The following is a 25,326-nucleotide window of genomic DNA, read 5'->3' as shown; positions in this document are numbered from 1 at the left end:
GCAACACTCAAATAGAATCGATCTTTTTAGTGGCTCACGTTCATCCGCCCCACTATGCTCACTTTGGTCCGCCGCGGGTGGCTCACTTTGACCCGCCGAAGGTGGTATACTATGCCCGTTTTTTGCAGCCAGGCGACAGATAGGTAAAAGTATAACATTAGCAGATGTGCATAAATACGTCGATGACGAGCTTTATATCCTGTTCAAGATAAAAAGGGAATTGACCAATCAATCAAAAAAGAATATTGTTGAACGACCTGAGCATATTGCGTACCTTAAGAAGTGGTGCCTAAAGAATGAGAAAAATGGAGATTTCGAACATGCTTTGGGACGGTACCAATCCAAAAATTACCTAATCTGTGAGTACCTGTGGTTCTTTGGAAGACGCTATGATTTCAAATACCAAGAGTCTACCTATTTGGACATGCTCTGGGTCGATTATCATTTGGAAAAAGGTGGCGTGGTAGGGTACGACTATATTTTGGAGCAAGTGGATATCGATAAGATCAAGGCCAGGGTTATCAAAAATTTACATAATGGTTTGGAAGAGTTCATTGTTTTCATCAATCATGCAGAGTTCGCGCTATCTCATGGGTTGAGCGAAGTTTATTCACTGATTGGGGACTATCTGTTGGACCAAAGCCAAAACAGATATCGTCGTTGGAAATTGCTGGGGTCATATGTTGAGACCACAGGAGATGTGCAGTTGCTTCGGCACATTTTGGAAAATGAAGCCCCTGTAGAGGACGATAACAGTCTTTATTGGGATGCCACTGGTCACTTAATCAATTTAGGCCAGAAGGAAATCGTAATCAAAAAGACCATGGAGGTATTAAAGAAAAATAAGGGGGGCATGGAAGGGTTGACCGCCATAAAGTATCTTATTAGGGCAGGTCATCCCAAGGCTCTTGCCTTTTTCAACAAGTGGCTTAGAGCTGGCAATAGGTACAATCGCAAGGAACATCGGTTTTTCAGCACTGTGGACTTTGGCGATTTTTATGCACCTGGAGCCATCAATGCACTATTGGAATTAATTGAACTATCGGTGTCTAAGGAGATCAAAGGGGATGATTTTTTTGACCCCATTCGCACCGTGTATGAAATCCTGAAATCGTTCTATGAAAATGCCAACCAGAAAGATTTCACCAAACTCCTTACGGGATTGGAAAACAGCAAACACCGATTGGCCCAAATATCAGGATTAGATCTGTTTTATATTCACGACATTATCAATGAAGCCAGGGATGCCTATTTCAAAATGCGGTCCAGACCAATGGCATTTGCTGAAATAGCTGAAAGAATTGATGCCTCCAAATATCTTATTTAGAACAAGAGGCTTTTCCTGCTTGATGCCGATGTAAACGAGCATTCCAATTCCTAAAAGGTGTATTTCCTCGAGGATTCCGCTACAATTAAAGTGAAAGCCAGCTATACTAAGGGAAAATTTGTAAGTTAAGAACTACATTTAATAGCTGAACTGACCAAAATGAAAATAAGCAAATTGCAGATTACCCATTTCAGGGGAATCCAGGAGGCCACCCTTTTCTTTAAGGACCATACCTTATTGGTGGGGAAAAATAATATTGGCAAATCCACCATATGCGAAGCCCTTGATCTAGTTTTGGGTCCAGACCGTCTCAACCGGATGGATGCCATCGATGAATATGATTTCTACAATGGGGATTATTATTATGAGGAAGGTGAAGCTCCAAAACAAATCCATATAGAGGTTATTCTCACCGACATTTCAATAGAGATGCAGGGCGTCTTTCGAAATCATATGGAATTTTGGCATCAAAAACGGCAAGAAATCCTTGATCAGGGGGAGATTGAAGCAACCGATGAAGAATTCGTTGAAATGTGCCTGCGGTTACAATTCATTGGTCAGTATGATCGGGATGAGGACGAGTTTTCGGCAAAAACCTACTTCTCGCATTCCCCCGATGAAGATGAAGGAGAGTTTAGAGAAGTCCCAAAACGCAGAAAAAGAGAAATAGGGTTTCTCTACCTCAGGGCATTAAGAACTGGAAGAAGGGCGTTGAGTCTGGAGCGGGGAACCCTTTTGGATATCCTACTTCGAATTGGTGAAATTCGGCCAAAATTTTGGGAGAAAACAAGGACCAGACTTGAAGAGCTAGACCCCCCTTTGGAGGAGAGCATCGGAGTTCTTAGGAAAGTACTCGATAACTTGGAGCTGCGTATAGGACAATATATTCCCCTTCCCAACGACGAAAAGGCTTCCACTCTTCATGTGTCCCAATTGACCAGGGACCATCTTCGAAGTACTCTATCTTTTTTTATGAAATCTTCGGGGGAGCAGAAACCGGTTCCATTCCAGAGATTGGGCACGGGAACACTCAGCACTATGGTCTTTGCAATGCTTTCCGCGATAGCAGAACTAAAGAAGGAAAACATCATATTCGCTATGGAAGAACCGGAAATAGCGGTGCCTCCCCATACACAACGACGAATCATTGAGTACTTGTTGGAACAGACCACTCAGGCATTTGTGACCTCCCATTCCCCATATGTAATAGAAATGTTCGACCCGGAGAACATCAAAATACTGAAAAAGGAAGAAGGCTCCAAGGTGACTGGTGTGGATATTACCTATGCCGGTTTAAAACCAAAGAACTATCGGAGAAAAATACGGCATTCCATAGCTGAGGTAATCTTGGGAAATGCTGTCATCGTTGGTGAAGGTCTGACTGAATTGGAAGTCTTGTCAGCTGCTGCAAAAATACTGGAGCAGGATCGGGACAATTTTCCATTCGATTTATCAGGAGTGACCATTTTTGAAGCTGAAGGTGATGGAAATATTACGGATTGGGGGAAGTTTTTCAAATCAATAGGACTTTCAACCTTTGCTTTTTTTGATAAGATGCAGCGCTCCGCCGACCAGATCCAAGAACTGAATGAAGCTTTTGACTTCTACAAGGAAATTGACCATAAGGCCATCGAGAAATTATTGGCGGACGAGGTGCCGGTAAGCATTCAATGGGCATTTCTACAAGAGCTCAAAGAAAATGGAGAGATTGCAAATGGACCACATCTCCCTGAAATGCAACCGGATGATGTCACAGTGGGAAAGTTATTGGATGAGGCATTGAGACAAAAGAAAGGGGAAAGGCGCTCGGCTTCTTTAGTGGAAAAGTGTACCATGGAAGAACTCCCCATTACAATTAAGACTTTCCTGGAAGAAATCTACCGTAAGTTCAAACAACCTGAGGAAGTGCCACTCATGGAATTTGAAGAGGAGGGGAATGGAGCCACAGAACCAGATGAGGAATAGCCCATGGCACTTGAGATTGATGAAAATAGACGTGCCATCCTTGACTGTAAAAGAAACTTGTTGGTCATAGGAGGCCCGGGGTGTGGCAAAACCACCATTGCCCTGGCCAAAGCATTCTCCTATATTCGGGAACAATCATTGAACCGAGGCGAGAAAATCCTTTTTCTCAGTTTCTCCAGAAATGCCAGGGCCAGAATTTTAGAATCTGCGGAAAACTTTCCTGATTTCAAGGAACTTGGTGCCAAGTTGTATGTTCAGACATTCCATGCCTTTTTTTTGGAAATTATAAAGACCCACGGCTATCTTTTGGGTTGTCCCAAAAAAATATCCATCATACCACCCCATGATGAAGCTGCTTTGAAAGGGGACAGGAAGGACGATGACCCAGCTTGGCTAGTGGAAAAACAAGACCTTTTCAATCAAGAAGGAAAGATAACCTTTGACCGTTTTGCAGCAATTGTATTGGAACTCATCACCAGGAGTGAGCGTATTCGGGATTCCATTGGGAGCGCCTTCCCCCTAATCATTGTGGATGAAGCTCAAGATACTGACACGGAACAATGGCAAATTGTACAAGCTTTTCACGGGATTTCCCAATTGTTGTTGTTAGGCGATTTGGATCAACAGATTTTTGATTACAGACCAGATATTGATCCGAGACGGCTTTTGGAAATAAAGGAGCAAATCAATCCATTGGAAATAACATTGGCATCGGATAATTTCCGGAATCCCAATACAGAGATTCTAGATTTTGCAAGGGACTTACGCGATAATAGTCCCAGAGATAGGGGATATAAAGGTATGACATCCATGAAGTATGCTGTAATTGCGAAATATCGTGACCGTAGTATTTGCCAAAGCGTAGGTATATTAAATTCCAAAATCGAAGAAGCAACTGGAGAAAAACCAAAGAACATTGCCATCCTTACCCCCTGGTGGAAAGGAGTTAAAATGGTTTCAAGTGCACTTAAGGCCCGAAAAATACCACATAGGGTTCAATTTGATGAGACCGCCACTAACTTTTCCAGTAGATTGGTAGCCTGCCTGATGGAACCCATTTTGGACAAAAAGCAACATTTGGTTTGGGTTTTGGTAATCCTAAGGGACTACCAAAGTGCAAAAGGAAACAGAAAGGAAAGTACAAAATATGATGGTTGGATAGCTAAAGTAATGGAGGACGGAAAAGTTAGTGGTAAGACCATACCCTATTTTCAAGGAGTGATTGAGAAAATTAGTCAACATCAATTTTCAGGCAATCCAGCACAGGATTGGAAATATGTACAAGAACTTCTGTTTACTTGTGAAATGGGGCCAATACAAAAATTCGCACGACAATCGGAATTTTTAGTAGCATACAACCGAGGGAGAATCATCATGAGAGACTTGGGAAATGCATGGTTGGAACATTCTGGATATGTGGATGCACGTGGAATCCTACACAGGGCAGTTTTGGAATCCCAAATGTCATCAGATGTGGTCAAAGAGGAGGGCATACACGTTATGACCACCTATAAGTCCAAAGGGAAGGAATTTGATGGTGTCATCATTTTTCAAAATGAACACATTTCCCCTATCGAATTGCGGGATGACAATGCTGGAATGGACAGGTCTAGAAGACTATTGTTGGTAGGGGTGACAAGGGCAAGACACCATGTCCTTATTTTAAGACAGGCCGGTTTCCGTTCAAAGTTGTTGGATATGTTCAATTTGGATGGGTTGTGAAAATAATTGCAATGAAATGGTGTTAGCTGCTGTCCGAACTTTTTGATTTTACCAGAAAGGTTATGCCTCTCTTAACATCGCAACTCGGTTGATTTTGGATAAAAAATGAATATTCTTCCTATCGGTACTTTGATTTAGGGCAAGGTCAATCTTTTCCTGGATTCTTTGTGCTGGCGAAATTTTTTTCATGTACTTGTTCGTAGCCCACTGTGAAAAGTTGAAAATCGAACCTATTGGAAGTCCCATGGGACTCCCTATAATCTCGAATAACGTTTGGACCCCTAAATCCAATAAGCGTTCCGTTTTTTGTGTTTTACCAAGATATCTGGTTACCTCCCGATTATAGAAGGCAATTTTCTTCTTTTGCTCATCCAATGAGAGATGGGAAAGGGTCTTGATTAAACGTTCGCTATTGGGAAATACAATTTCCTTGCTCAAGACCTCTTCGAATTCGAGAATGGAAGGGTAGGGATTGATTTTAATCAGCTCAATGGGTAAAACAAAAGTATTTCCATTGGCCAAAAAGGACTCACAATCCGTAAAATCCTTAAGGTTACTTATTGTTGCATTCCTGTAAAAATTCAGAAGCTTCCCCATAACTTCTGCATAACTTTCATCAGTATACCCTTCTTCTCCCCTGACTGGAAAATAGGTAGCATTTAAAGAATGTGACAGATGGGTGGCATAAGAAAACATCTTCAATAAAAAGCTTGTATCTTCACTAATATCACTACTGGGAGGATTATCTATAATTTGGTCCACCCCGTAGAGGGAAGCACTGAGAACACCTCCCCGGTGTAAGACCTCAAAGCTTTTACGTCGGGCCTTGATAGGCCAAACTAATGCATTATAGAGCATCTTTGTATCCTTTTTTAATTCTTTGGCCAAGAATTCACTTATTAGTTTCAGTTCTTGAACCAATTTCATTTCATTAAAGATGTATCGATTTGACATTTCTACGATATCACATTGTTGCAGACAAGAAACACCCCTTTTAGAGATTATGGCGTTGGGTCTCAATTCATAAACCTCATTTAAGAAACCCAGGTCATATCTTGAAGTATCATTTATAAGAATCAGCTTTACGCGCCCTCTTTCAATCAAGGTCAGTAATTCCCGTACTGTTACATCAAAACCCTTTAACCATTCAGAAATCTTCGTATCCAAGGGAGGTGACAAATACATCGTTTGATAAAGCATTAAAAAATATCGCAAGTCAATATTGGGAAAAGCACTAAAATCAGCATAACAGGAATACTCTTCTTTGTCATAGAAATAAAGATGTTCCTTGGTGTACTTTGATTCAAAAATGGCGTCGATGTTGTCGAACCACAAGGATTCGTCCCTTTGAACAAACAGAGGTTTCTGGTTTTTTTCTCTCACATAGGTAAAGGTTCCACCACGTTCATCAAATCCTTGGGTCAATTCCGGTTTTTCCTCAAACTCATCAATTATAATGTTGAATGTGATTGGACTTTGGTGACTTGATATAAAAGCTTCCAATTCTGCAATAGAAAATATATCTGCATACACATACTTGGTCTCCTTTCCACTTTTTATTTTATAATTGGCGATATGTATGCCAACGACCCCGTCGTCATCGGAAATCTTGTAAAAATTGATTTTTGGAAATTTAGCGGCTAGAAGAAAAATCCATTCTACCTTGTTCATGAGCATTCCTTGAAATCCCTTGGAGATTTCTAAATCCGATAATCCCGGGATAATCTCCTGAAAATGTTCTGGCTTTGTATTGACAAGTTTTACTGGAGTGAGCAAAGGCCTTATTTCATTTTCGAATCGTTCTGTTAGAACTTTAAAATCCCCACTAAAGTTGGTCACATAGATGAGATATTTATTTAGCTCAATTTTATAAATGGTTGTTGCCAATTCGGGAAACAGCGTTCTCAAATTCAAGTCCACTCTTTTTACAGGTCCAACCCCATTGTTCATTTTCATAATTATATTTATTTGGGATAGTTTTGATATCGGTATAACCTTCTTAGCAATGCCTTACGTCTATATTAAGTAAATTACTCAAATTTGTGCAATAATAGGATGGGAGAGATAATAAGAACAATTTAAAACAATCCTTTCATTTCATTTAAAAATCATCCCAATATCATGGTGCACTTTTAGATAATGCTGCTCCAGTTCCGATTCTGAAACCAGCAAAGGCTTGGACAATCCTCTTTCAATTTCTGGCTTTTGAAACTGCACCTTTCTGTCCTTCCCATCTGCAAAAACCACAAACTCCCCCTGCTTTAACCGAAAAAACACCTCGGCCCTACGCTTGGACACTTCCTTTTCCCCTTCCGTGATGCGTCGTTCCAGGTTCAACCCTGAACTCTTGCTCACACTACGGGTCGGTATCTTGACCAGTTCAAAAAAACGTTCATAGTATCGAGCGGTGTCTGGGTCATTGACTTTCCCGAAAAACTGATAAGATAAATTTGAGAGAATCGCTTTACTGGCCTTCTCCCCGTACATCATATCGTTCTGGATCTTGTCCTGCAACACATAGACACTAACAATGTCATAACTCCGCAAAGTGGCTGGAATCCGATGCATGTTCAACAATCGCAAAGTAGAAGCCTCTTCCAACAACATAAAGGAAGGTTTACGGTTGCGTTGGCTCATCTGCTTGGAAATGGTATGGATAATGGTAGCAATCACCGGGGAAAGGGAAGCATCCTTTTGGGGGTTGTTCACCAAGGCAATGATGGATGGATGGTCTTCATTATTGATATCCAAGGAGATCTCATCCTTGGAAAGCACCATAAAGATCTTTCGTGTACTGATCTTTTTAAATCCATTGGCCAGGGTACTGAGCACCCCTGCTGTCTGTCGTTCCGATCCTATGCCACTGATAAAGGCATCCGCCATGGCACGGGAGGTGATGTTTCCCTTTAGGAACTTGATCAAGCTCTTGGTGGCCAATTGTTGGAAAACAGCCATGAGATGGGGCAAGGTGCAATAGTGTGGATAATCGGTCTTTAATCGCCAAATCAATCCACTGATCAAGCCCTCGGCTGCATCCTTAAAAAAGCGGGAGGTACTGTTCTCGTCCGAGTCCCTATGTTCCATCAAATTCTCCAATAGCACCCTTGACACCTCATGCACACTTTCCTCATCGGGCAGGTATCGGGGAGCTATTGGATTGACCCGATTATAAATAGGTCCAAAAGAAACAATCTTAAAGGGGATCTCTTCACCATTCCACAAGGGATAGGCCATTTCGGTTATCTCAAAATCCTTGTAATCATGGATGACCCCGGAGAAATGCTCCTTTTGAAAATGCTTTAAAAAATTATAGATGACACTCTCCGTCTTACCGCTTCCTGCAGAAGCCATCACTGAGACCCCCCTTCGGATGTTTCCCAGTACCAATGGCCTCCCCTTTACCCTCATTTTCACCTCAAAGACTTTGGAGGGTTTCTTATTGTCCTTGTAGTAATCCACCAGACCATAGATCACCACATGGACAAAAAACAATGGCAACCAAAGGGTCAATGATCCCTTTATGATACCATCCCATCCTCCTACTAAACCATTGGCCACCGCTAAAAGAACAATTCCCAAAACCCAAATCACAAACCCATATTTGAGAAATCGATTTACTGCAACCGAGATTCCTCCCCCGAATACGATCCCAGATACTATTTCAATCCATCCTAAATTTTCCATATCTACACTATTTAAATTCCAATGGATCCCGATTCCATGGCCTTTCCGATGCCTTTTTTGAGCTGCATCATCGCTTTATAGGCCAACTGCGCTTTATTGGTGGGGATGCTCGGCACTTTGATTCCGGCCTTGAACAACAATTGATTGGCTGCCTGTTTTTCATTGCTTGGTAGTCCCAAAAGGGCAGCAAAGAACTGTTTGGGATTCTTATCCAGAAGGTTTCGGGCATGGTAGGTCTCCACAAAGTTCCTTCTATATCCAAACTGCCTATCGAATGTTTTTTCAGAGGCCCTATAGAATTTGTCCCGATCAAACCCCTGTTTGACCTTTTCCCCATTAAGGGTAGTTTCCGAGGTGCGGAACTTGGATCCCGGGGAGAGGCTATGGGAATTCGTGATATCCTTTCGGCTCACAATGATATGGATATGGCTCTGGTGGCCTTCCTTGGCCATGCCTGGAACAATACGTTTCCCATTCTGTTTATGGGGTGCCTCCATTTCCAAGGCATTGATTTTTTCTTGAAGTTTGGCCATGTCCCCTTGCTCCCTACCCTCCTTGATGGCCCTGACCTGGTGTTGCAATTCCAAAATCTTGCTGGCATAGGCTTGATTCTCCTTGACTTTCTTGTCCCTTTCGGAATAGGTACGTTCCCTTTCCAGTTTCGCGAAATACAATACCTCATTGACCGTCACCTCTTTGTCCCTATAAAAGGAGGCCGCATAGGTCTTCATGATTTCCCGGGTGTACTCTTTCAGCTTTTCAGGGTCGTTCCCGATATGGTTGAGCTCCACTTGGGATGGACTGACCATGATGGAATAGAACTTGGGATCCCGTTTCGAAAGTTTGGCCGTATTGGCATCGATCTCGGCAATGACCCTTTGCGCATCGATATCATTTTCGGTCTGGTTGAAAAAAAGCTCTTGTTCTTCGGGGGCCTTACCTTCGTTCTCCTTTTCGAGATACTTGACAAAATCACTGGCACTGCCGTGATAGTTATCTCCCAAGTGTTGTCTTGTGATGGCGATGTACATGCTTATAGATTTTTGAGTTTGGTGCGGTACTGTTCAATGGCTCCGGGTTTGAGGTCCACTTTTAGGTGGTCCTTTCCAAAGCGGTTCTTGGTCACGGACACATGATCCAGAACATGCGCAAAATCCTCCTTCAGTTCCACCAATTGCTCTTTTAGTCTTTCATGCACGATCTTGGGCACCGTGGTCTCCTTGTCCAACAGTTCAGGATTGGTGGGGGCATTGATCTCGGTCAGTTGCTTTTCAAAAAACTCAAAGTCCCCTTCCCATTCCTCGCCATCTTCAGACTCCAGTTCCTGCTGAAAGAGGGCCTGTATCATACTGACCGTGGGCAGGGTCTGCTCTTTTTCGATACTGCGCATAATGGCCACCATGGCATTGAATCGCCGTTTGATCAAATATTTAAGGCTTGCAATGGTCTCGTGCATCCGTTCATCGGGCGATATACCATTATGGTCAAAGAACTCCACCATGGCCAACAAGGTCATGGAATGGGACTTTCCTTGCCGTTTGGAAAAGCTCCGAAATTTCAGGGCCACCGAGATTTTGATCCTCAGTCCCGCAAACGTCTCTTTTTCGTATCCTTTATCCATTTTTTCAACAAAAATTCCTTGGTTTTACTGGGCCCGGCCCATTTTTTCAACAAAAACCAAAAGCTCAAAATTTTATAAAATACCCCAAACCCCTATAAACAGGGCCTTGCGGAGCAATCCTAATCGGTAGCGCTGCGCCAGCACGCTATCCTCTTGCTTCTCCGATTTGTCCCGAAGGGACAAAATCGTATCGCACAACATGGGTCAAAACCAATAGGAATTGAACCCAGTTGCCTAATCTGTAAAAGTCAAATCGATGGGTACGGAACAAGGAAAGTCAAACTGATCTACCAAAGCAGATCAAAATAATTCCGCACCTAAAATGCTGTTGAAAACTAACACTTTAAAGATATAAAAACCAAGATTCAAGACATAAAAAAAGCCCATCATAATGGATGGGCTTCGATAGTGTGTTTTAGGTTTTACATATTGAATACAAAATCATAATTGTATAGATTTCACATGGCTTCCTCTTCCATGAGGGAATTATAGTCCAAACCATGGGTTTGGGCAAATTGTCGCATTTCAGTCCCGGAACGACTTTCCACACCTTCTTTGGATACGGAAAGCAAACGTTCCTGGGTTTCGCTATCAAGGTTGGTAAAATTCAAATAGACCATAATTCAATGCTTAAAAATTTCATTGTTTATAAATCGTAAAGGCTTGGATCGAACCCATCGGGATAATAACTAGGGTCGTTTTGTTCTTCCAACCATTTCTCAAGTTCAGTCATTTCTGTATTCGCTTCCATGACCATTGGATTAAAGAATTCCATTATCGGCAAAACTGTAATACCGTCCGTCTGGGGCAAGGATGATATGGTCCAAAATCTTGACGTCAAAAAGCTGTGCTGCCTCTTTGATTTTTTGGGTCAATTGTTTGTCCTGATAACTGGCCTTGAGTTGCCCAGAGGGATGGTTATGGGCGAGTATGATCCCCACGGAAAGAGTCTTTAGCGTAATGGCAAAAAGGATGCGCAGATCTACCAAGGTACCTGTGATGCCCCCATGGGATAATGGATAAATGCCCTTGACCTTGTTGGATTGGTTGAGCAGTACGATCTTAAAGGTCTCATGAAGGCCTATCGTCTTGTTGTCCCAATTTTGGAACAATAGATTCGCCACCTCATTGGAGTTCGTCAAGGATAGGGATTTCAGGGTACTGAGCTTTTCCCGATAACTGATCTGTATTTCATTGACACGGTGTTCCATTTCAAATATGTTAAGGATGAAAAAAGAAAGGGATGCCCAAAGACTGGACCCCCCCTATCCATTTTACTCGGTGGTATTGTTATCACCACCACCCAAAAGCAGGATCTCACTGGCCACTACCTCGGTCACATACTTTTTATTGCCCTCTTTGTCCTCATAGGATCGGGAGGTCAATTTCCCTTCGATGGCAACTTCCTTGCCCTTGGTCACAAAACCTTCGATGATGTCGGCCAGTTTTCCCCATGCGATGATGGTGTGCCATTCGGTATTGGTCACCCGTTCCCCTTCGGAGTTCTTGTAATGTTCATTGGTGGCCATGGTGAACCGTGCCACACGTTTCCCCTTGTCAAGGTCTGTAATGGTGGGGTCCTGCCCCACATTTCCGATAAGTTGCACTTTGTTTCTCAATGTACTCATGATAAAAAGTTTTAAAGGCCTGCCGTCTTTCAGTTTGGATAAATCAGCAAACAGGGTTAAAAATTTCCCCTCTATTTTTTTGGTCATTGTTTCCCAAATTTTAAGGGGCGTTTGTTTGCTTCTTACGTGCGTAGCACAATAAAAGAAGGGGGTTCTGTCAAGGCTTTTGGACGGAAATCAGGAGGCTCCGCGACGTAGTAAAACCTTAAGGTTTTCAAGGAAGTGGAAACCCTATTTATGGACAAAACCTGCCTTGGCCTTGACAGGTTCGATGAGGGCCTTAGGAATTCCATCCGACCCATTGGCAAGGGAGCGTACGGGAAGTTAAGCGACTGCAGGCGATGGTGTCCTGATTGGAAGTCCTTGGGCCCTGCCCTGTTTTTCGATGCCCCGAAAAACAATCAGGGCTTCTTTTATTACCGACCCCTTAAAATTTGTTGGGCGGTCAAGGGGATTTGCGGCCTTACAGGCAAAACCCCAAGAAGGGTTTGCAAAGGAAGGACGCACCAAAAATCCGTTTGGGAGACTTCCGTTTTGACCAAATGAAGTTTCATCAAACATTACGACAATAAGGGAACAAACGTATTGGAGTTACCCTACGACCGGATTATTTTTCATCTACAGTGATAAGCATTTCGTAATTGTTCGGATAAGATTCTTTATGCCCGGAAGCTTCCATATTGTCTCATAAGTCCTGTCGCCGTTTCTCGAAGAATCAGACTCCTAACCTTCCTGAAGTCCCCTCCAATACACGGACAGTAGTTTGGGTGACACAACCTGCGAAGCCTCTTATGCACAATTTTATTGAAGGTCTTGGCCAACCATGGGGCTGCCAATAACAGCTGAAATATAAGTTAGCCCAAAAAATGGTTCCTCTTTGAAACTAAGTGTTCCACTTCATCCGCTGAAGTCGAACAGCATTCAATATTGCCAATAAGGCAACCCCCACATCAGCAAAAACTGCTTCCCACATCGTGGCTAGGCCTCCCGCTCCAAGGATGAGCACAAATGCCTTCACGCCAAAAGCGAGCCCAATATTTTGCCAAACTATCTTTCGGGTGGAGCGTCCTATTTTAATGGCTCGTGCCATCTTGCTCGGTTGGTCTGTCTGAATGATGACATCTGCTGTTTCAATGGCCACATCACTACCCAAGCCTCCCATGGCAATGCCCACATCGCTGATGGCCAGAACGGGCGCATCATTAATGCCATCGCCCATAAAGGCCACTTTGGTGTCGGATTGTTTTTTGAGTTCTTCGACTTCGCCGAGCTTATCTTCTGGTAATAGGCCGCCCTTTGCCCAATCAAAGTTCAACTTTTTCGAGACTTGTTGCGTTATGGAATCTTTGTCACCCGAAAGCATTATGATTTTCGAAATCCCGGCATCCCTGATTTGTTGGATGGCTTGATGGGCATCTTCCTTGAGTTCATCTGCAATGGTAACATAGCCTGCAAATTTTTCATCAATGGCCAACATTACAATAGAATCTACAAGATCATCGGTTTCCGAAGGTACATCAATGTTGTTTGAGGCCATTAGGGCTTTATTGCCCACCAGCACTGTTTTCCCATTGACCGTTCCCCTTAATCCCTTTCCTGCAACTTCCGATACATCGGTTGCCTTTATATCCGTGCCTTCGGCTTTGTATTCCAAAATTGCTTTTGCTATGGGATGGGTAGATTGTTCCTCCATGGCCATCAAGTATTTCATAAACTTGGCTTCCTCAAATTGGGCAGTCTTGATCTCCTTGATTTTAAAAACCCCTTTGGTAACGGTTCCCGTTTTGTCCATCACTACCGTGTTCACTTTGGTGATTGCTTCCAAAAAAGATGCACCTTTGAAAAGAATCCCATTTCGGGATGCCGCTCCCAGACCACCAAAATAGCCGAGCGGAATGGAAATGACCAAGGCACAGGGACAGGAAACCACTAGGAATATTAAAGCGCGATAAAGCCAATCCTTAAATACATAGTCATTTAGAAAAAAGTAGGGCAAGAACGTTAATCCAATGGCAAGGAAAACCACAATGGGCGTATATATTCTTGCAAATCTTCTAATGAACAGTTCTGTCTTTGATTTTCTGGCTGTAGCGTTTTGTACCATATCCAAGATTCGAGTGATGGAACTGTCCTTGAATTCTTTGGAGGTTTCTACATCGATAACACCCTCGAGATTAATACTTCCGGCATAGACTTTTTCGTCTCTATTTATCGTATCGGGCTTACTTTCGCCAGTAATTGCCGCCGTATTGAGGGAAGCTCTTTCGGATAAGAGAATACCGTCCAAGGGGATTTTCTCCCCCACACGTACTTGTATCCTTTCGCCAATCTCGACGGTTTGGGGATTTACGGTAACGAAATTCCCGTTACGAAACACCAAAGCTTCGTCCGGTCGCGCATCCAAAAGGGCCTTAATATTTCCCTTTGCCCGATTGACTGCTGCATTTTGGAACAGTTCGCCCACGGCATAAAACCACATTACCGCCACGCCCTCTGGGTATTCGCCTATGGCAAAGGCCCCTAGAGTGGCAATAGACATCAGGAAAAATTCAGTAAAGAAATCACCATGCTTTATACTGTTCCAACCTTCTCTGATGACAGGGAAACCAACAGGCAAATAGGCAAGGGTGTACCATGCGATCCTTATCCAGCCCTTGAAAAACGGGAAAGCATCAAAATAGTCCACTGCTATGCCGATGATGAGCATTACAAAACTGAAAATGGCCGGTAAATAGGTCTTGAATTTAGATACACCTTCAGGACCCCCATGGTTATGGCCACTTTCGTGTCCGTGTTCGCCCTGGCGTTCCTTTGAACCTAGATCACGCAGTTTTACTTTTTTCTTTTTCATAGACGGTAAGGTCGTTATTTGTTTCATGCAACGGAAGTGCAATTATTGCCCGCTGCACTTGTCGCAGATTCCCTTAATGACCAAATTGGCATTTTCTGCCACATACCCATCAGGTAGATTGATATGGGGAATCTTATGCTCAGTGAGACAGACCGTTTCATCACAGTTATCACAATGAAAGTGCAGGTGCAGATCTTGCTCCATTTCACAATTGCAACCTGGTTCGCAAAGGGCATACTTTGAAATATTGGTGCCATCATCTATTTGGTGCACAATGCGCTTTTCCTCAAAGGTCTTCAGGGTCCGGTACAATGTGGTTCTGTCCGCTTTTGAGAAAGCGTTCTCCATATCGGTCAGGGCAATGGCCACTTCCTTTTCAGCCAAATATTTATAGATCAAAATACGCATCGCCGTTGGGCGTACACCTTTGTTTTCCAATGTTTTTTCAATTTCTGTCATCATATTGTAATTTTATCAATGGCTATGTCCCGTATCCCCTTTTTTCATTTGGGCCATTAAATAGTAGGCATTGTTGTATGCAAATGTAGTATATGGCCCAACGGAATCTACAAAATCGATGGTGACCCAATCCCCGTCATTTGGGCCTGTGTTAATTTCGACAGGTTTGAAGCTCCAGTCATTGCCTTCACGCTCCGCTTTAAAAATATACTTCTTTCCCTCGTTCGAACTTATTGCACTTTCAGGCACCGCAACGGTCTCGGATTTTTGGATTTCAATCCGTCCTTCAACATACATCCCTGGAATCAGCTGCCCTTCCTTGTTCTCGATTTCAGCATGGACGTGTATCGCTTTGGGATTTTGCTCGAAAGTTTTCCCTACGGAATAAATTTTCGCAGTAAGTTCCTTTCCGGGAATGGATTGTACATTGAAGGATACTTGCTGCCCTACCTTTACTTTGTACACATCCTTTTCAAACACCATTAAATCGGCATGGACGTGATGGGTGTCAACGATTTCAAATAGGTCGGTCTGCGGTTCTACATACTGCCCGGTCTTCACCGCTACTTTCTGGACAAATCCCTCAATGGGACTTCGCAATGCCACCCGTTGGTAAATCGTACCGTTTCTCACCCCGGACGCACCAATGTTCAATTGTTGCAACTGTGCTTCCAATCCCTTTGCCAGGCTTTGGGATGCCCGGTATTCCGCTTCGGCCTTTTGAAAGTTGGCCCCGCTGCCCACCCCGGCATCATACAGGGTTTTTTGTCTTTCAAATTCCTTTTTCAGAAACTGGCTGTTACTGTAGGCGTTCAGGTAATCGGTCTGTTTCTGGATGATATTGGGGTGGGACAAATAGGCGACCGTTTGTCCCTTTTTTACTTTGTCGCCTTCAATGACCTCTATGGACACCACATTGGCACCCACGACCGTCGTAATGGTCGCTTCATTCTGAGGTGGGACCTCCAGTTGGCCATTGGCTTCCACATACTGCTTCATAACACGTTGGGCAACGGTATCGATTCTCATGTTAAGATTCCGGCACTGCGCCTCCGTAAGCATGGCTTCTTTGGCTTCACTTTCTTTGTGCATTTCGCCCATTTCAGGTTTTTTTTGCTTTGCTTCCTCAGTATCGGCTTTGGAATTCCCACAGGAAGTAAGAACCAAGAGCATCGTCACAAGCCCAATAACGTTATATTTAAAAAGATTGTTCATTTGTCTATTGTTTAAAATATTGTAATTCAAATACTGATTCTAGATAGTTGTCAAGAGCGTCAAGTGCATCCATTTCCGTGTTTATGGCATCCCGAATAATCTGTGTGAACGCTGCATAGTCCACCGCACCCTCCGCGTAGGCCAACAATGCTCCCCTGCGCTGCTCTTGGGCAAGAGGCAAGGCCTTGTCCCTATAAAATTGCCACGATGCGCTCCATTTCTGATAGGCTTGCACCGCCTGCCGATATTCGGATTGCAGCTGGCGTTTGGTATAATCCGCATTGGTCTTTGCGATTTCACTTTCAATTTTGGCGGCCTTGGCTTGACTACGCTGTCCACCTGAAAACAAAGGAACCGAAATGCCGGCTTGATAGGTGTAGAACCCGCTATTGCCATTGACCTGTTGCAGTCCGCCCTGAAGGTTGAACTTAGGCAGCAGGTCAGCCCGTGCCGCATCATATGTCGCCTCGGCCTCTTCGATGCGCCTTTGTGAAAGTTCCAGCTCTGGGTGTTTTCCCAAATCCCCGTCCCATCCCAAAACCGTTACCGCACTTTCATCAAGCTTTTCTGGAACGGAATAGTAGATGTCCGAAACCAACCAAAGATTGAGCTTTTGCAGGGCAATGGCATAATCACCTTCGGCCTGTTGCAGTTTATTGTTGATTTGCAAGGCTTGATTTGTGGCCGATGAATATTCCAGCCGGGAAATGGCTTCTACCTCGAAGTTGAGTTCTATTGCTTTTTTAAACTGTGAATAAATGGAATCCAGTTCACGGTACAGTTCAAATTTCTGTCGTTGTCGATAGGCTTCTGACCAAGCCTTTTTGACTTCCTGTTCCACTTGCAATTCGGAAAGGTCCAGAGCTGTCTCGGCCAAAGCGATGCGTTGTTTCTGCAAACGCTTTTTTGCACTGATGCCCAAAAGGTCGATATTCTGTTGTCCAACCCCTACCAAGGTATAAATTCCCTGTCCATCCATAATTTCTTCGCCACCTGTGAAGACCTGGGTATTGCCAAGGTCGTAAGCCATTCCTTTTAGGGCGGTTTGTTTTTGGACCTCCCATTGTTTCGCTTTCAAAAGCGGGTAGTTTTTCTTGGAAACTTCCACCGCCTCTTCCAATGAAATAGCGGGCAGTGAATCTTTGGGCTGGATCTGCCGTGCATTTTCAAAACCTTCTTGCGCATGCATTTTGGCAGGCAGTGCGGTGGCGAACAAAAGAAGGACCATGACCACAGGGGTAACCCATTTCGGGTCGGGTTTCTTCATCCGTTCTGAACGTCCCTCGACCCATTGGTAAAAGATGGGTAGGATAAAGAGGGTCAAGAGGGTCGAAGTTATCAAGCCACCAATGACCACGGTGGCCAAAGGTCGCTGTACCTCTGCCCCGGCCGAAGCCGAAACGGCCATGGGAAGAAACCCTAAAATATCCGTAAAGGCCGTGAGCATAATGGGACGAATCCGTCTTTTGGTGCCTTCTATAATTCTACCTTTAAGATTGGTCACGCCTTCTTCCTTCAGTTCATTGAGACCATTTATCATGACCAGGCCGTTCAGAACGGCCACCCCAAAAAGCACTATAAAGCCGACCCCCGCGGAAATACTAAAGGGCATATCCCTTAACCAGAGGGCGAACACACCGCCAATGGTGGCCATCGGGATAGCGAGGTAGATCATCAAGGTCTGTGGAAAGGACTTTAGCGCAAAATAAATCAATATGAAAATCAGGAACAAGGCAATAGGGACAACAGTTTGCAATCTATTGCTGGCGCGTTCCAGATTTTCGAAAGCACCACCATACCGAATGTAATATCCTGTGGGCAGGTCAAACTGGGCATCCAATTTTTCTTGGATATCCTCTACAACGGATTTTACATCACGGTCGCGAATATTGATGCCCACATAGGTCCGCCTATTGGTATTGTCACGGCTTATCTGCATCGGGCCGGGTTCATAACTTACCTCGGCAATTTCCCGTAATGGGATTTGCGAACCATTGGGCAGGTTGATGAACAGGTTCTGGATGTCCTCGATGCCTTGCCGGTTTTCCTTTTGAAGTCTTACGACCAGGTCAAACCGTTTTTCACCCTCGAAGATTACGCCTGCCTTTCCTCCTGCAAAGGCGGCCTGTACCACTTTATTGAGCTGTTCGATCTTTAGACCGTACTGTGCCAATTTATTGCGGTTATAGTCAATGGTGATTTGTGGCAGGCCGTCCGTGGCCTCAACTTTCATATCCGCCACACCGGGAACGGCGGCAATGATTTCCCCCATTTCCTCGGCCTTGCTTGCCAATATGCCGAGGTCTTCCCCGAACAATTTAATGGCCACATCTTCACGAACCCCCGTAAGTAGTTCGTTGAAGCGCATTTCGATAGGTTGGGTAAACTCAAAATTCACACCGGGTACGATACTGATGGCCTCCTTCATTTTTTCCACCAATTCATCCTTGCTTTCTGCAGATGTCCATTCATCCGTTGGTTTGAGGATAACGAAGACATCGGCGATATCCATGGGCATCGGGTCCGTTGGTACATCGGCGACACCGATACGGCTGAGAACGGTTTCAACTTCGGGAAATTCGGCCTTCACGATACGTTCAATATTTGTCGTGGTTTCGATGGTTTCCGACAGGGAACTACCGGGTTTCAAGATTGCGTGAAAGGCAATATCACCTTCGTCCAGTTGTGGGATAAACTCACCACCCATTCTCGTAAAGACGAAAATGGCAATGGCAAAAAGGCCAAGGGCAATGCTTACTACCACTTTGGCCTTAGAAAGTGATTTGGTCAACAACGGTTCATATTTCCGCTCAATCCAATGCACGAACCTATCGCCATAGGATTGTTTTTTGGATTTTGGCGGCCGTAGGAACAATGCCGAAACCATAGGCACATAGGTAAGGCACAATAGCATGGCCCCGATCATGGCGAAAATGAAGGTGAGGGCCATGGGCCGGAACATTTTCCCTTCGACACCCTCCAAGGCCAAAATGGGCAGGAAGACAATCAGAATGATCAGCTGGCCAAAGAAGGCGGCATTCATCATTTTTTTAGAGGCCTTAGCGGCAATGTCGTCCCGTTTTTCTTTGCTTACGGCTTTCTTTTTAACCACATAGGAATACATTAAGAAAACAGTACCCTCTACGATGATCACCGCACCATCTACAATGATTCCAAAATCGATTGCCCCCAAGCTCATCAAGTTTGCCCATACGTCAAAAACATTCATCAAAATAAAGGCAAACAATAGGGATAAGGGTATGGTCGAAGCCACAATGAGTCCGCCACGCCAATTCCCCAACAGCAAGACCAGCACGAAGATCACGATAAGCCCACCTTCCAGAAGGTTCCCCGTTACCGTGCCTGTTGTCTCGGTGATCAATTCACTACGGTCAAGGAAAGGTTTGATGGACACTCCTTCAGGAAGGGACCGTTGTATCTGTTCCACACGTCGGGTCACGTTCTCGATCACCTCGTTGGAATTTGCCCCTTTGAGCATCAAGATCATTCCGCCCACGGCTTCACCTTTACCATCTTTGGTAAGCGCACCGTAGCGTATCGCACTTCCCATGCTTACCTTACCTATATCCTTCACTTTGATGGGAATGCCATTAACGGCCTTGACCACCATGTTTTCAATATCCGATATGGTCCTGGCCAGCCCTTCACCACGAATGAAGTTGGCGTGGTGGTTACGCTCGATGTAGGCCCCACCTGTATTCTGGTTGTTGTTTTCAAGGGCCGAGAACACTTCTGTAATGGTGATACCAATGGCGCGAAGTTCGTCCGGGTCAACCGCCACTTCGTATTGCTTTTTGTTTCCGCCAAAGGCGTTTACCTCCACCACGCCGGGTACCATGGCCATCTGTCTCCGTACAATCCAGTCCTGGATCGTACGCAGTTCCGTTGCTGAATATTCACCTTGATGTTCATCATCTACTTCAAGGGTATATTGATAGATTTCGCCCAATCCCGTTGAAATTGGCCCCATAACGGGTTTGCCAAAGCCAGAAGGAATCTGTTCCTGAACCTCGGGCAGTTTTTCGGCTACAAGTTGTCTGGGCAAATAAGTGCCCACCTCATCGTCAAATACAATGGTCACCACAGAAAGCCCAAAACGGGAAACAGAGCGGATTTCCTTGACATTGGGTAGGTTGCTCATCGCAACTTCCACGGGATAGGTCACGAATTGCTCAATATCCTCTGTTCCCAGATTAGGTGATTGGGTGATGACCTGCACTTGATTATTGGTGATATCCGGTACGGCATCGATGGGAACTTGGGTCATGCTGTAAACGCCCGCACCAATCAATGCGAGGGTCAGCAGACCTATAATAAATTTGTTATTGATTGAAAAATCAATGATTCTGTTGATCATATAAAATGTGTTTTAATTCAGTTGAACCAATGCAATAGGGTTGCAAGTATGAGGGAACAGGTCTTTGAAAAGTTCAAAGTCCATAAACCTCATAATCGGATATAGCTATCCTGTAAAACTGAATTAAACCTGTGGAGGTTGAAATAGTGGGTCGGTAAATTCCTTGCCCAATCCTTCAAAATGGGTGAAATCATCTTCAAGGTAAGTCTCTTGAAGCGGCTGGAATCGAGCTATACCAAAATCCACCGTGTACACATGGCAGCAATGGCAGTGGCAAAATGGTGAGCATAGTTCACAATTCTCGCTGTGTTCACCATCAAATTGAACCAGATAAACACCTTGGGAGTCTTCTGTTACGTTACCCGCATCACTGCAAGGAACCACATTGAGTGCCAATACGTAGATGGATAATATGACGGTAAAAAATTTCACTTTGCAAAGATAACAGAACTTTGGTGCAACTGCATTGCAAAATTCGGAAAGGACCTATTGAAGATTTAGTGTGTGGAACCAAGAGCATTCCATTTCAAATTTCAAGGGATGATCAAATGGGGCAATCCGGACCATCCAAAATTCAAGACAGGAAATTTCCAATCCATTCCAACGCCCCAAAAGGCTATGGCTTTACCAGAGCACGTCCCAATCCCAATTCGTCTGGAAAAAATCAAAGTATCCAAGAACGCTCATATAACCGAAAAAATAAATCACTGCTGGAACAAGCCTCTACAACTGCCATGCAACACGAAACAAAGTACAGTTGGCAAGTGGAACAAGCAAACGTTCCTTGCAATGGACAGGTGTCCAACTGACCGTAATAAACGGTCTTAATCATAGTACAAAATGGTGGCCTAAAAGATTCAATTTATGTAGCGGGCAGTACTAAAGGCCACGTCGGATGTATAAAAGTCCTATTCAAAAGGGGCAAGTTGACCTGTAATGGGATGCTTCCTTGAAGGATAAGCCAGTCGTTCCATAAACCGGTCATAAAAAAACACAATTTATTTAAGCATTTGCTTATATAATGATATAACCTTATCTTTAATAAAATTTTTATCATGGCCCTTGAATTAAGTTGCACCCGCGCCGAGGCGGACCAAAAGCAGTTGACGCGCTGTCGCGAGACACTACGGATGAGTTCGAATTCAATCAACACTATTGGTAAGGTACTGGCCCTAGCAGGAAATGAGACCAGATTGAAGATTCTTTTCCTGCTGAACAAGGAAGGTGAGCTCTGCCCTTGTGATTTTTCAGATATACTGGAAATGACCGTACCCGCAATTTCGCAGCATATCCGTAAGATGAAGGATGCTGGATTGATTACCTCCAGACGGGAAGGTCAAACCTTGTATTACTCACTGGTAAAAGGCCAAAGCGAGGTGTTGGAAGGCATCTTCAGCAGGCTTCAGGAAAACAAAAAAGTTGCATAGAATGAACATAGAAAAATCATCATATTCAGCAATGTTCACTGGAGTTTTTACAGCGATCACAGCTTCATTATGCTGCATCACACCTGTGCTTGCATTGATTGCGGGCACCAGCGGAATGGCATCTACCTTTGCATGGCTGGAAGCTTTCAGACCATTTTTTATAGGCCTGACCGTATTGGTACTTGGATTTGCCTGGTACCAGAAGCTAAAGTCAAAATCGCAGCAAGAAATTGATTGTGCCTGTGAAAATGATGTAAAACCTTCCTTTCTACAATCAAAAAGGTTCCTGCTATTTGTTACCCTCTTTGCGGGACTGATGCTGGCATTTCCATATTTCTCAGGGCTTTTTTATGCCCAACCGACCAAGGAAATCATATATGTGCAGCAGGACAACATGGTAGATATAACCTTTACAGTGGAAGGAATGACCTGTTCCGGCTGCGAAAACCACATTGAGAGCGAGGTCAACAAATTGGACGGTATCGTTTCAGTAAAAGCAAGCTATGAAAAAAGCAATACTACAGTTAAATATGACCGTGCCAAAGTTACGGAGCAACGAATCATAAAGGCCATCAACAATACGGGCTATAACGTTTCCGAATAATATGGATACAAAAATATTATCTACCATTACCTGTCCCAAATGTGGGTACCAAGAAGAGGAAGAAATGCCAACCGATGCTTGCCAGTACTTTTATGAATGTAAAAACTGTCACGAAGTAATTCGACCTAAAGAAGGCGATTGCTGTGTTTTTTGTTCCTATGGCTCTGTCGCCTGTCCACCCATACAGAATAAATCTTCCTGTTGTTGACGAGAATAGTGGTAGACCACCCTTTTCACAACCATATATTGCAGATAAAATATAAATTATGATACCAAAAGATTTAAGCCAGGACATCAAAACGAGACTTCAAAGCATCAATGGACAGGTAAACGGTTTGGTCAGGTTATTGGACGAAAGTTCCGACCCCGAGAAGATTTTGGTACAGTTCAAAGCAGTGAAGAACGCCTTGGACAAGGCACATCACCTGCTCCTCGATGAGACCTATCGAAAGACCCTCGCCATCAAGATATCCGAGACTGTCGAGGCCTGTCCAGGAAATTGCGGCAATGAAGAACGTATCGAATTTATACGAAAGCAATTTCCAGATTTGGAATTGGACAGCCTAACGGAAAAGATGAAGGAAATAGATGCGCTCAAGGCCAAACTCGAAAACCACAAAAATGCTTGACCTCCCCATAATCACTACCGATTGGATGGCCTGCACGATGCGGGCTTTTTTTTTGAAATTTTATTTGGAGACCACCCTACCCACCATTCTACCTTTGATGCATTGTTTGAATTCCATGTCGCGTACAGGAAATTTTAAACTATTTAAAAAACAGAAACATGAAACGTCAAGTAGAAGTATTTACGGCCAATTGTCCGGTCTGTGACCCCGTGGTCAAAAAGATTAAAGAACTGGCCTGCGATACATGTGAGGTAACGACCTATGATCTGGTCAGGCAATGTGAGGACAAGACCTGTCTTGATAAGTTGGATGAATACGGCATCAAGAAAGTGCCTGCTGTGGTCGTGAACGGTGTGCTCTTGGAATGCTGTAAGGATTCGGCCATTACCGAAATGGAATTGGTGGAAGCAGGAATTGGCAGTCATAATTGAAAAGTGTTTGCATATGATTTGTAGAATATTCCTGAACATTCGCTATGTCAAATTGATATTGCTATTGGCCATATCAGGATCGGTGATGGCCCAGGGCCACGGCCCCCTCTATGGGCTACAGACACCGACCCTTGCCAAAGGCGGGGTGGATTTGAACGTGGCCGGGATGAGCCTAGGCACAGAAACCGAAACCTCCTATATGTTGCGCTACCTATTTTCCTATGGCATTACAGAAGATCTACAGGTAAACCTTACCACGCCCACAATGATAGAACGGTTGGGTGAGACGCCAAGGACACGGGGCAATAGCAATATGCCCGCCAATGGGGATATCGAGGCTTCCCTTTGGTACCGTTTTTTCTCGAACGCCTTTGGTGTGGGTAAGCGGTTTGAGTCCACTGCCGTCGTGGGTGTTTCCGCTCCTACCGATAATGTCAGGGGACAGGTCAATGTCGGCAACGCTATACATGCGGCCATTTCCACGGGCTATGCCTCACGCACTTGGTATGCATGGATCGGTGGCGGTTACCAATATTATTTTGAAAGAGATGACGAACGATTGGGCGACCTGCCCTATGCGAGTGCCGTTGTGGGGTACCGGCCCAATATCTTTATGGGTGATTACCCAAAACCCGATTGGCGCATCTTTATCGAATCATTGGCCGAATTCCCTGGAGGCAATAAAATTGATGGACAACTGGATTTTAGCGATACGCGCAGTACAAAGGTTTTGGTGGGACCTTCTTTCCTAGGACTTTACGGTGCTTGGGGCATATCCTTTGGTGCGATGGTTCCAGTAGTACAGGATTTGACACCCGGTTCGGTAAAAGAAAGGTATCGGATTGCCGTAAATTTAAGTTATTGGTTGTAAACACAGTATAAATTAAAAAGCACATATAATGAAAAACATCAAAATGATGGCCCTGATCGGTATTCTTGGAATAGGCACGATAAGCGGCCAAATCGCCAGGGTTGACCAAGAAGTCTATGGAATGGACTGCGCGCCCTGTGCCTATGGATTGGAACGCGGGTTGAAAAAGATGGACGGGCTTCAGGAGGTTCGCGTCAGCCTGAACGATGGAAAGGCGTATTTGGGATTGGCCGAAAAGAATGACCTTACCTTACGTAGCATTCAGGAAGAAGTCAAAAAGAACGGTTTTTCGGCAAGGAAAGCCGAAGTGGTTCTAATGGGTAACGCAACAAAAGAGGATGGCCAATGGTACATCGAGACCGATAACGAACGGTTTGCGGTATCGCAGAATACATCTATCGAATTGGTTCAAAAATTGGCGGTGGGCAGGACAACGCTAAGTGGCACGGTACAGGATGAAGATGATGATAATCTCTCGGACCAATGGGAGATCATACTGTCCAAAATAGAATAG

Annotated in this window: 24 protein-coding genes; 11 read left to right on the top strand and 13 right to left on the bottom strand. The window is 44.2% G+C overall.

Translation table 11 applies throughout. The features are described from left to right. Positions 1-166: 166 nt before the first annotated feature. From GTK07_RS18700 to GTK07_RS18690, 3 genes are all read left to right on the top strand, one after another. Entirely contained in the window at positions 167-1,327 is a 1,161-nt protein-coding gene (locus GTK07_RS18700; RefSeq protein WP_163636603.1) for a hypothetical protein, read from the top strand. Positions 1,328-1,486: 159 nt separating this feature from the next. Further along, on the top strand, positions 1,487-3,292 hold the full coding sequence (locus tag GTK07_RS18695; protein ID WP_036379038.1) for an ATP-dependent nuclease: 1,806 nt from the start codon (positions 1,487-1,489) through the stop codon (positions 3,290-3,292). 3 nt (positions 3,293-3,295) lie between these two features. After that, positions 3,296-5,014 (top strand): UvrD-helicase domain-containing protein, encoded by a 1,719-nt coding sequence (locus tag GTK07_RS18690; RefSeq protein WP_051947126.1) that lies wholly within the window; start codon positions 3,296-3,298, stop codon positions 5,012-5,014. Between the two features lie 60 nt (positions 5,015-5,074). Here the strand turns inward: GTK07_RS18690 and GTK07_RS18685 are convergent, their stop codons facing one another. From GTK07_RS18685 to GTK07_RS18660, 8 genes are all read right to left on the bottom strand, one after another. Next, on the bottom strand, positions 5,075-6,970 hold the full coding sequence (locus tag GTK07_RS18685; RefSeq protein WP_156102167.1) for a hypothetical protein: 1,896 nt from the start codon (positions 6,968-6,970) through the stop codon (positions 5,075-5,077). A 141-nt stretch (positions 6,971-7,111) separates the two neighbouring features. Next, positions 7,112-8,698 (bottom strand): type IV secretory system conjugative DNA transfer family protein, encoded by a 1,587-nt coding sequence (locus GTK07_RS18680; protein WP_081894158.1) that lies wholly within the window; start codon positions 8,696-8,698, stop codon positions 7,112-7,114. A gap of 11 nt (positions 8,699-8,709) precedes the next feature. Beyond that, positions 8,710-9,729 (bottom strand): MobB family relaxase, encoded by a 1,020-nt coding sequence (mobB, locus tag GTK07_RS18675; protein WP_036379041.1) that lies wholly within the window; start codon positions 9,727-9,729, stop codon positions 8,710-8,712. 2 nt (positions 9,730-9,731) lie between these two features. Continuing rightward, positions 9,732-10,319 carry a BfmA/BtgA family mobilization protein gene (locus GTK07_RS18670; RefSeq protein WP_051947127.1) on the bottom strand — a complete coding sequence of 196 codons (588 nt, stop codon included), beginning with the start codon at positions 10,317-10,319 and terminating at the stop codon, positions 9,732-9,734. Between the two features lie 72 nt (positions 10,320-10,391). Continuing rightward, positions 10,392-10,520 carry a hypothetical protein gene (locus tag GTK07_RS19385; protein ID WP_262887595.1) on the bottom strand — a complete coding sequence of 43 codons (129 nt, stop codon included), beginning with the start codon at positions 10,518-10,520 and terminating at the stop codon, positions 10,392-10,394. A gap of 257 nt (positions 10,521-10,777) precedes the next feature. Next, a complete protein-coding gene (locus GTK07_RS19205; protein WP_203583846.1) occupies positions 10,778-10,939 on the bottom strand; it encodes a hypothetical protein in 162 nt (53 codons plus the stop codon). A gap of 141 nt (positions 10,940-11,080) precedes the next feature. Next, positions 11,081-11,530, bottom strand: a complete 450-nt coding sequence (locus tag GTK07_RS18665; protein ID WP_163636602.1) for a JAB domain-containing protein — start codon at positions 11,528-11,530, stop codon at positions 11,081-11,083. 63 nt (positions 11,531-11,593) lie between these two features. Further along, positions 11,594-11,947: a single-stranded DNA-binding protein gene (locus tag GTK07_RS18660; RefSeq protein ID WP_036385938.1), complete on the bottom strand. Its 354-nt coding sequence runs from the start codon at positions 11,945-11,947 to the stop codon at positions 11,594-11,596. A gap of 237 nt (positions 11,948-12,184) precedes the next feature. On the opposite strand from GTK07_RS18660, the gene GTK07_RS18655 reads away from it, so the two are divergent. After that, entirely contained in the window at positions 12,185-12,493 is a 309-nt protein-coding gene (locus tag GTK07_RS18655) for a hypothetical protein (RefSeq protein ID WP_163636601.1), read from the top strand. Positions 12,494-12,830: 337 nt separating this feature from the next. Here the strand turns inward: GTK07_RS18655 and GTK07_RS18650 are convergent, their stop codons facing one another. From GTK07_RS18650 to GTK07_RS18630, 5 genes are all read right to left on the bottom strand, one after another. Further along, a complete protein-coding gene (locus GTK07_RS18650; RefSeq protein WP_163636600.1) occupies positions 12,831-14,798 on the bottom strand; it encodes a heavy metal translocating P-type ATPase in 1,968 nt (655 codons plus the stop codon). 42 nt (positions 14,799-14,840) lie between these two features. Next, the gene (locus GTK07_RS18645) at positions 14,841-15,257 is read right to left on the bottom strand and encodes a Fur family transcriptional regulator (RefSeq protein WP_067036187.1); all 417 of its coding nucleotides are present in this window, start codon (positions 15,255-15,257) and stop codon (positions 14,841-14,843) included. A 15-nt stretch (positions 15,258-15,272) separates the two neighbouring features. After that, positions 15,273-16,472: an efflux RND transporter periplasmic adaptor subunit gene (locus GTK07_RS18640; protein WP_163636599.1), complete on the bottom strand. Its 1,200-nt coding sequence runs from the start codon at positions 16,470-16,472 to the stop codon at positions 15,273-15,275. Positions 16,473-16,476: 4 nt separating this feature from the next. Then, entirely contained in the window at positions 16,477-20,850 is a 4,374-nt protein-coding gene (locus tag GTK07_RS18635; RefSeq protein ID WP_163636598.1) for a CusA/CzcA family heavy metal efflux RND transporter, read from the bottom strand. 123 nt (positions 20,851-20,973) lie between these two features. Further along, entirely contained in the window at positions 20,974-21,282 is a 309-nt protein-coding gene (locus GTK07_RS18630; RefSeq protein WP_163636597.1) for a DUF6660 family protein, read from the bottom strand. A gap of 698 nt (positions 21,283-21,980) precedes the next feature. Between GTK07_RS18630 and GTK07_RS18625 the strand changes: the two genes are divergently transcribed. The 7 genes from GTK07_RS18625 to GTK07_RS18595 all read left to right on the top strand — a co-directional run bounded on the left by GTK07_RS18625 (position 21,981) and on the right by GTK07_RS18595 (position 25,326). Beyond that, the gene (locus GTK07_RS18625) at positions 21,981-22,277 is read left to right on the top strand and encodes an ArsR/SmtB family transcription factor (RefSeq protein ID WP_369885153.1); all 297 of its coding nucleotides are present in this window, start codon (positions 21,981-21,983) and stop codon (positions 22,275-22,277) included. Position 22,278: 1 nt separating this feature from the next. Then, a complete protein-coding gene (gene merTP, locus GTK07_RS18620; protein ID WP_163636596.1) occupies positions 22,279-22,881 on the top strand; it encodes a mercuric transport protein MerTP in 603 nt (200 codons plus the stop codon). A gap of 1 nt (position 22,882) precedes the next feature. Beyond that, positions 22,883-23,089 carry a GDCCVxC domain-containing (seleno)protein gene (locus GTK07_RS19305; RefSeq protein WP_072882309.1) on the top strand — a complete coding sequence of 69 codons (207 nt, stop codon included), beginning with the start codon at positions 22,883-22,885 and terminating at the stop codon, positions 23,087-23,089. Positions 23,090-23,147: 58 nt separating this feature from the next. After that, complete coding sequence (locus GTK07_RS18610) at positions 23,148-23,510, top strand: metal-sensing transcriptional repressor (RefSeq protein WP_072882308.1); 363 nt, start codon at positions 23,148-23,150, stop codon at positions 23,508-23,510. A gap of 158 nt (positions 23,511-23,668) precedes the next feature. Continuing rightward, complete coding sequence (locus GTK07_RS18605; protein WP_163636595.1) at positions 23,669-23,941, top strand: thioredoxin family protein; 273 nt, start codon at positions 23,669-23,671, stop codon at positions 23,939-23,941. 13 nt (positions 23,942-23,954) lie between these two features. Then, on the top strand, positions 23,955-24,812 hold the full coding sequence (locus GTK07_RS18600) for a hypothetical protein (protein WP_163636594.1): 858 nt from the start codon (positions 23,955-23,957) through the stop codon (positions 24,810-24,812). Between the two features lie 28 nt (positions 24,813-24,840). Then, positions 24,841-25,326 (top strand): heavy-metal-associated domain-containing protein, encoded by a 486-nt coding sequence (locus GTK07_RS18595; protein ID WP_163636593.1) that lies wholly within the window; start codon positions 24,841-24,843, stop codon positions 25,324-25,326.

Origin of the sequence: Flagellimonas sediminis (genome assembly GCF_010500845.1) — a bacterium.
In the GTDB taxonomy this organism is placed as follows: Bacteria; Bacteroidota; Bacteroidia; order Flavobacteriales; family Flavobacteriaceae; genus Flagellimonas; species Flagellimonas sediminis.
Note: the sequence above shows the minus strand (reverse complement) of the source record. Positions and strands in the feature narration are given on the sequence as shown.